Below are 6,184 nucleotides of genomic sequence, written 5' to 3'. Positions count from 1 at the left end.
TGTGCAGGATGGGCGCCGTGTTTGTTGCCGTCGAGATAGCGATAACCCTTGTCAAAATAGCCATTGCCATGTGTACCGCCAATTACGCTGCTTTTATATCCTTTTAACGGAAATACCCATTGCAGTTTTGGCTGAATGAGTTCGGCCCGCAACATTTCCAGTAAGCTAATTCGTTTTAACACTAAATCGAATTGCTTTTGCGCCTCCGCTTTTTTTATGCCTCCGTTTAAAACCGCGTTATTAAAGCTGTTGAATTTGGTAAAAGCAGCCGTATCGCGCTGGGCTAAAGCCCCGGAGCTGATTAATAAGAAAGAAAAAAACAGGATAAGTTTTTGCATAAGGTTTGTGGTCAATAAGTGGTTTAAAATTTAAAACGCGTTATTGCGAGGAACGAAGCAATCCCCGATTAGCAGGTACGCCCTGTATAGTTCGCGATTGCTTCGTTCCTCGCAATGACGATTCTTAATTTTATGTTCTCTGATATTAACTTAATAGTAGCCAAAATATTATCCTATCCGGATATCATATTTGGCAAGCAATCCCGGCAAACCATGAAGGGAGAATTTGGCCTTTTTAATGATATTATCATCGGGGTCGATAATGAAATTAAAGGAGGTGCTCAGATCGGCGTTTTTTAATACAGTACGACTAAAGAAAGCGTTTTTGAGATTACAATTATTGAATTTACAATCGCTCAGGTCGGCTTCGGTAAGGTCGGTTTCAATCATCGAACAATCGGTGTATGTTGCTTTTTTATTCTTCTTTTTATAAAATACGGCGCTATCTAAAATACAATCCTCAAAATGCACTTCAAATAAAAAATCATTGGCCTTACCAAAGTTTACGCCGCTTACTTTACAATGTTTGAAGCGGATATTTTGCAGACCGGTATTACCCAAATCGGCAAGGAGCAGGTTGCAGGTATCAAACAGGCAATCAACAAAGGTAATGCCCAAAAACGAGGCATTAGAAAAATCGCAGCTGATGAATTTGCAGTTTTCGTAGGTGGTGCCGGTGAGCTGGCCGGCGGTTATTTTGGTGAAAGTTTGGTCTTCGTGGAGTAGGGTTTGCATGGCAACAAATGTAAAGTTTAAACAATAATATGTTTTGGAAGGATAATGGGTTTGCAGAAAAAATGTATGTTTGAGTCAAAGCACTGGCGAAGTTCCCCTTAATCAACCTTATCAAAAACATGGGAAATACCTACACCCAATTATATATTCATTTTGTATTCGCTGTAAAATATCGTGCATCATTAATTGATGAAGCATGGGGAGAAAGGCTGCGGCAATACATAACTTCAATTGTTCAAAAACAAGAACATAAAGTTATCGCTATTAACAACATGCCAGATCATTTGCATTTATTTGTTGGGTTAAATCCTAATCAGGCAATCTCAGATTTAATAAGAGTAGTCAAAAGTGATTCTTCTGAATGGATCAATAGAGAAGGATTAACACACAACAAATTTCAATGGCAGCAGGGGTATGGTGCTTTTAGTCATAGCAGATCACAGGTAGCGAAAGTGGTACATTATATTGAAAGTCAGCAAGAACATCATAAAAAGAAAACATTTTTAGATGAGTATCAACACATATTAAAGGATTTTAATATAGAGTTTGATGAGCGATACATTTTTAAGCTGCCGGAATAGAATGTTTTAGAAGTGGAGCTCCTAAGGAGCTCTAAGATAGCTGTTATATATATTGCTACAAACCTGTTGTCCCGATGGGACAGTCAAAAAGTAGAGACTGATCGGCAGCATTAAAAGTTAAAAGGATGATTAGTTGCACCAGAGGTGCAAAAGGTCTGTAGAAACAAATAATAAAATTCATCGTGTGCCGTAGGTACACAACTTCTAAAATCTGATTACAAATATTTCCCCCCCCATCACTGGCACAGCTATTGTTTTAACTAACCTGCATTAAAACAACATGCTATGAAAGCATTAGAGATAAAATTGGCTGTACTGTTATTGGGGGTAACGCTTAGCGCTGCTGTCCCCGTATCAGCGCAGTCATCCAAAGATACTTCAACATCAACCACCAAAGCTAATGGAGCCGGTACGGGAACAGGCACTTTGCAGGATAGCGATAAAACCAGCGTACCCAGCGGTGATGCCGGTGTAAAACAAAGTACCGATCAGAAAGCGGTAAACCCATCTCAATCCAAAGGCTACTGGATTCTGGGGGTATTCAGTTTTATCGGTATTATCGCGCTGATCGTTCTCAGAAAAACCAGGAATGCCAATTCCTGATCAGTTAACCTCAATGATCTTAATGCCCCATGCCTCCAGTTTTAAATCGCTGTTTTTGCTGATATTATCGCCCGATAATAACTCTTTCCCGTTGTTGTAAGGATAGGTAAGACTGGTCTCATTAGCCGAATAATTAAAATAGTAATGAACTGTTTTCCCGCCCTGGTTTATACCCTGCTTGGTGATAACCGGCCAGGCTATTTGCTGATCGGCACCCCAAAGACCGACTTTTTTTACGGCATCGGTTAATAATTTATCAGTAACGGCGCTGATTGGTAAACAGCCAATGTATGTAGCGAGGCCTTTGCCATAAGTGTTTTCGGTAATGGCCGCGTATTTGCCCCAAACCGGGTGATCATAATAAGCCAACACTTTAGCCGTGGTAGGGGTGATGAGCTCCATCCAGGTGTTGAGCCTTTTATCTTCGGGCTTCAGGTTCCAGTCGTCAGCTTTTAATGAAGTGTTGCTTGGTTCGGTGAACTGACTGTAGTAAATACCGCAAGCCTCGTCAATAATGCCCGGCTGGTGCGTGGTGCGCACTTTCACATTTTCATCGGCGAAACCACTTTTGCAGGTATAAATGATATGCCCGCCGTTTTTCACGTAAGCGTTAAGTCGTTTCAATAAGCTATCAGGCGCTGCATAAAGCAGGGGCACTATCAGCAGTTTATAATCTTCAATATTTTTACTGGTTGGATCGACAAAATCACAACCTACGTTCATGTGATATAAGCCATCATAAAACTGGCGCAATACATCATTGTAACCCATGCGTGTTCCCCAGCCAAAACCGAAGGCTTTAAAGCCGGTAAGGGCCTCGTTGCTGAACAAGATAGCCACATCGTTTTTCTTTTTCAGGTTGATAAGCTTTGAACTCAACCTGTCGAAATCCTTGCCGATGGTTTTAGCTTCGTCATAAACAGGATTAGGTTCAAAATCATGACTTAACAAACCCTTCCAGTAAGTTTCGGCAGAGTTATGGATAGAGTGCCATGGCCAATAACTCACCATATTTGCACCGGACGCCAAATGACTGAAGGCCTGCAACCTCAACTGACCAGGATAAGGTACCCATTGCGGAAAACCCTGTGCCTCGGTTTCGATGGTGAGATAGTTTTTGCCGCCTTTCATGGAGCGGGCTACATCGCCACCAAAAGAAATTTCCACGCCGGTAAGTTTATCCTGGCTGGGGTGGTAGATATCTATCCCCGCAATATCCAAAGCCTTGGCTGCTGCAAAATGATCAACATCAGGCTGGATGCCGAACGAATAGCCATGCCATTCCAGGTCGAAGTTTTGGGTGATGAACTGGTCCGGGCGTTTATATTCGCGTACTATGGCAGCCTGCCATGCTAAATAATCGGTAACAAGCTGCCGCTGAAATTTGGCGAACTCCGATGAAAGGCTACCGTTTATGGTATTGACCATCGACGGAAAATCGTCCCAGTTATTGATGCGGTTGCTCCAGTAATCGAGCCCAAAAATGTGGTTAATGTTATCGAGTGTTTTATATTTGGCCTTCATGTAATTAACAAACAAGGCCTGTACGTTTGGTCCGGCTGTGCCGTATGATTTGGTTTCGTTATCTACCTGGTAACCGATCACCGCCTTGTTATCTTTCACATGTTCCATGATCTTGCGGATAACGCGCTCGGCATAAAAACGATAATCTTTATTGGTAATATCCATATTTTGCCTTGGCCCGTATTGGTTTTGACCTGATGGGGTGATGGCCAATATTTCCGGATGCTTTTTAACCATCCATGTTGGTACGGCATAGGTTGGTGTACCGATGATAACATGGATCCCCGCTTTTTGCATGGCGTTTAGTACCCTGTCGATATGGGTAAAATCGAAGACGCCATCCTGTGGCTCTTCCGTACTCCAGGTTGATTCGGCAATGCGCACCACGTTAATGCCGCAGGCTTTCATCATTTGCACATCCTTATCCAGCCGTTCGTAAGGCATATATTCGTCATAGTAAGCTACGCCGTAAAGCAGCTTATCCATTTTGGGGTATTGTGCGAAGGCTGACGCAGCGAAAAGTAATTGCACGATGAAGAGCAGCAGATATTTTTTGTTCATAACAGCGATATTTAGGATAACTGGCTTGTGCTGATGAAAGTACGAATTAATTGTATTTTTAACACACAATAATAAAATATTTTATGATGTGAAACAGATGTAGTAGTACACAACATTTTTATTGCTGTTTAAAAACTGATATTAGCGCCCTGTTGTAATACAATTATAGCCCTTTAATATCCCTATGAAAATGATAGCCCGCAACCTGCTGATGTTGGTATTTTGTTGTGCCACGCTAACTGTAAACGCGCAGCAAAAACGCCTTACCTATTGTAACCCGCTTAACCTTGATTATGGTTATACGCCCTTTGAAACCTTTGCAAGCTGGGGCAAACACCGCGCTACTGCCGACCCAACTATGACCCTCTTTAAAGGGAAATACTACCTGTTTTCCACCAACCAATTTGGTTATTGGTGGAGCGATGACATGCTGAACTGGAATTTTGTGTACCGCAAATTTGTTCGCCCGTATAATGAGGTGAAGGGTGACGAGCTTTGTGCCCCCGCTACACTGGTTTTGGGCGATACGCTGCTGGTGATCGGATCCACCTATAATAAAGATTTTACCCTGTGGATGAGCACTAACCCAACTCATGACGATTGGAAAGCCGCCAAAGATTACTTTAAAGTAGGTGCCTGGGACCCCGGTATGTTTGCCGATGACGATGGCAGGGTTTATATCTACCATGGCTCCAGCAATACACTACCGCTGTACGGACAGGAGATTGACAGGCATACTTTCGAGCCCATAGGCCCTAAAAAGGAAATGGTAAAGCTTAACCCAGAAGAGCATGGCTGGGAGCGCTTCGGTGAACATAACGATAATGTATTCCTGCTGCCCTTTATTGAAGGTTCATGGATGAATAAGTATAAAGGCAAATACTACCTGCAATTCGGCGCACCCGGCACCGAGCAAAGCGGATACGGCGATGGCGTTTTTGTAGGCGATCATCCGCTCGGCCCGTTCACTTATCAAAAGCACAACCCCTTCTCGTACAAACCGGGCGGTTTTGCCAAAGGCGCAGGCCATGGCGCTACCTGGGTTGATAAGTATGGCAATTACTGGCATATCAGCACCATGGGCATTTCGGTGAAAAATAACTTCGAGCGCCGTATCGGTTTCTGGCCTGCCGGGTTTGATCAAGATGGGGTGTTGTATAGTAATACCTCTTATGGCGATTATCCGCACTATTTATCCAACAGCCCCGAAGATCACCTGAAGAGTAATTTTACCGGCTGGATGATCCTCAATTATAACAAACCGGTGGAGGTTTCATCAACCCTTGGCGCTTATGCGGCAAACAATGCTGTTGATGAGGACATCAAAACCTACTGGAGCGCCAAAACGGCCAACAAAGGCGAGTGGTTAAAAACCGACCTGGGCGAGATCAGTACCGTAAACGCCATCCAGATAAACTATGCTGATCAGGATGCAGAGTTTTTGGGTAAATCATTGGGTGTATATCACCAGTACATCATCTACTCGTCGCTCAACGGCAAAACATGGCAGCCCCTTATCGACAAAAGTAAAAACCGTAAAGACGTACCGCACGATTACATCGAACTAAAAAACCCAGCCAAGGCCCGTTATATTAAAATGGTGAACCTGCATATGCCTACCGGCAAATTCGCGTTATCAGGCTTAAGGGTATTTGGCAAGGGTGCGGGAGCAAAACCTGATACCGTTCAAAACCTGATCATACTGCGTGGAGATAGCGAACGACGCAACGCCTGGTTGAAATGGAAACCGAACGATAACGCCACCGGTTATACCGTTTATTTCGGCATAGCGCCCGATAAGCTGTACAACAGTATGATGGTTTACGGTAAAAATGAATACTA

The 6,184-nt window shown here is 43.4% G+C and carries 6 protein-coding genes; 3 read left to right on the top strand and 3 right to left on the bottom strand.

The window, feature by feature from the left end; all coding sequences use genetic code 11:
* Together VF500_RS23075 and VF500_RS23070 are read right to left on the bottom strand one after the other, a co-directional pair.
* On the bottom strand, nt 1–338 hold a 338-nt coding region (locus VF500_RS23075; RefSeq protein ID WP_330861932.1), incomplete at its 3' end, for a hypothetical protein.
* Nucleotides 339–506: 168 nt separating this feature from the next.
* Entirely contained in the window at nt 507–1,073 is a 567-nt protein-coding gene (locus tag VF500_RS23070; RefSeq protein ID WP_330861931.1) for a pentapeptide repeat-containing protein, read from the bottom strand.
* Nucleotides 1,074–1,192: 119 nt separating this feature from the next.
* On the opposite strand from VF500_RS23070, the gene tnpA reads away from it, so the two are divergent.
* Together tnpA and VF500_RS23060 are read left to right on the top strand one after the other, a co-directional pair.
* Nucleotides 1,193–1,654, top strand: coding sequence for an IS200/IS605 family transposase (gene tnpA, locus VF500_RS23065; RefSeq protein ID WP_330861930.1), 462 nt, complete (start codon nt 1,193–1,195; stop codon nt 1,652–1,654).
* Between the two features lie 285 nt (nt 1,655–1,939).
* Nucleotides 1,940–2,257, top strand: a complete 318-nt coding sequence (locus VF500_RS23060) for a hypothetical protein (RefSeq protein ID WP_330861929.1) — start codon at nt 1,940–1,942, stop codon at nt 2,255–2,257.
* Here the strand turns inward: VF500_RS23060 and VF500_RS23055 are convergent, their stop codons facing one another.
* Nucleotides 2,258–4,342 (bottom strand): beta-galactosidase, encoded by a 2,085-nt coding sequence (locus VF500_RS23055; RefSeq protein ID WP_330861928.1) that lies wholly within the window; start codon nt 4,340–4,342, stop codon nt 2,258–2,260.
* 184 nt (nt 4,343–4,526) lie between these two features.
* On the opposite strand from VF500_RS23055, the gene VF500_RS23050 reads away from it, so the two are divergent.
* On the top strand, nt 4,527–6,184 hold a 1,658-nt coding region (locus VF500_RS23050), incomplete at its 3' end, for a family 43 glycosylhydrolase (RefSeq protein ID WP_330861927.1).

Origin of the sequence: Mucilaginibacter sp., from assembly GCF_036383575.1 — a bacterium.
In the GTDB taxonomy this organism is placed as follows: Bacteria; Bacteroidota; Bacteroidia; order Sphingobacteriales; family Sphingobacteriaceae; genus Mucilaginibacter.
The sequence above is the reverse complement of the archived record's forward strand: the minus strand, read 5'-3'. Positions and strand labels throughout refer to the sequence as shown.